The sequence below is a fragment of the Streptomyces sindenensis genome (genome assembly GCF_014649035.1).
In the GTDB taxonomy this organism is placed as follows: Bacteria; Actinomycetota; Actinomycetes; order Streptomycetales; family Streptomycetaceae; genus Streptomyces; species Streptomyces sindenensis.
Map to the genome: position 1 here is coordinate 1 of NZ_BMSG01000083.1, position 1,135 is coordinate 1,135.

Below are 1,135 nucleotides of genomic sequence, written 5' to 3' on the forward strand. Positions count from 1 at the left end.
TGGCTGTCTGGGAAGGCGAGAGGCCGGCGGACGACAAGACCGCTGGCCGAGTCTTCGACGACCTGTACGACCGCTACATCGACAGCGAGGTAGAAGAGCCTCCATCCGAACGCATAGCGACCTATGTGGCTGCGCTGCTTGAGCGGTGGTGCGACATCACCGAGGACGAGGAGGACACCTCGCCCTGGTCAAGTGGTCCGTTGATCGGCGAAGCCAGTGGTCCGCTGATCTACTTCCCCATGCGCTGGAGTATGGCCGAGGAGGCGTCCACCTACGCGGCGGCCGTGGCGGAGTCCATGGGGCTGGTCTGCTTCGACGTACAGCAGAACCGGCTCAGGCCGTAAGGAGAGCCGTCAGTCGGCGGTAGCCGATGAGGGCTGCGGCTATGCCGACGAAGGCAAGGAAGTGTTCGGCTTTGCGCTCGTACCGCCGATGGAGCCTGCGGCATCCGGCCAGCCAGGACACGGTTCTTTCGACCACCCACCGATGCCGGCCCAGCCGCTGTGAGGACTCGACACCTCTGCGGGCGATGCGGTGGCGGATCCCGCGCCGGCGGAGCCATCGGCGCAGATGGTCGTAGTCGTAGCCCTTGTCCGCGTGCAGTTTCGCCGGCCTCCGGCGTCGGGGCCCGCGGTGGGACCGGATGGGCGGGATGCCGCGCACGAGCGGCTCCAGCCCCTGGCTGTCGTGCATGTTCGCGCCGGAGATGCCCAGGGACAGCGGCAGTCCGTTCCGGTCGGTGATCAGGTGGATTTTCGATCCCAACTTGCCGCGGTCGGTCGGATTCGGTCCAGTCAGTGGCCCCCTTTTGCGGCCCGCAGGCTGACGGAGTCGATCGCGCACCGCGACCAGTCCAGCTCGCCTCGCACTCCGAGTTCGTCGAGGATCACGCGGTAGAGCCGGGCCCAGACCCGGTCCCGGCTCCACTGGGTGAACCGGCGGTAGACCGTGGGCCAGGCCGGGCCGAACACCGGCGGCAGCTGCCGCCAGGTGCAGCCCGATGTCGCCACGAAGATGATCGCCGCCAGAGCCTCACGGTCTCCGGCCCGGCGTCGGCCACCGCCCTGCGGACGTATCACCATCGTCGGCGGCACCACCCGCCGGAACAACACCCACAACTCATCCGGCACCAGCC

2 protein-coding genes are annotated in these 1,135 nt (G+C 68.2%); one reads left to right on the forward strand and one right to left on the reverse strand.

The annotated features are described in order from the left end of the window. Positions 1–344: hypothetical protein (locus IE145_RS33125; RefSeq protein ID WP_189529119.1), on the forward strand; the 344-nt coding region annotated here is incomplete at its 5' end. Here IE145_RS33125 and IE145_RS33130 read toward each other — a convergent pair. Beyond that, positions 334–1,133 (reverse strand): IS5 family transposase gene (locus IE145_RS33130; RefSeq protein ID WP_229826032.1). Its coding sequence is split into 2 segments (ribosomal slippage): positions 334–797 and positions 797–1,133, totalling 801 coding nucleotides; the frame shifts between segments, so codons are not numbered across the junction. The genes IE145_RS33125 and IE145_RS33130 overlap by 11 nt on opposite strands. Between the last annotated feature and the right edge of the window lie 2 nt (positions 1,134–1,135).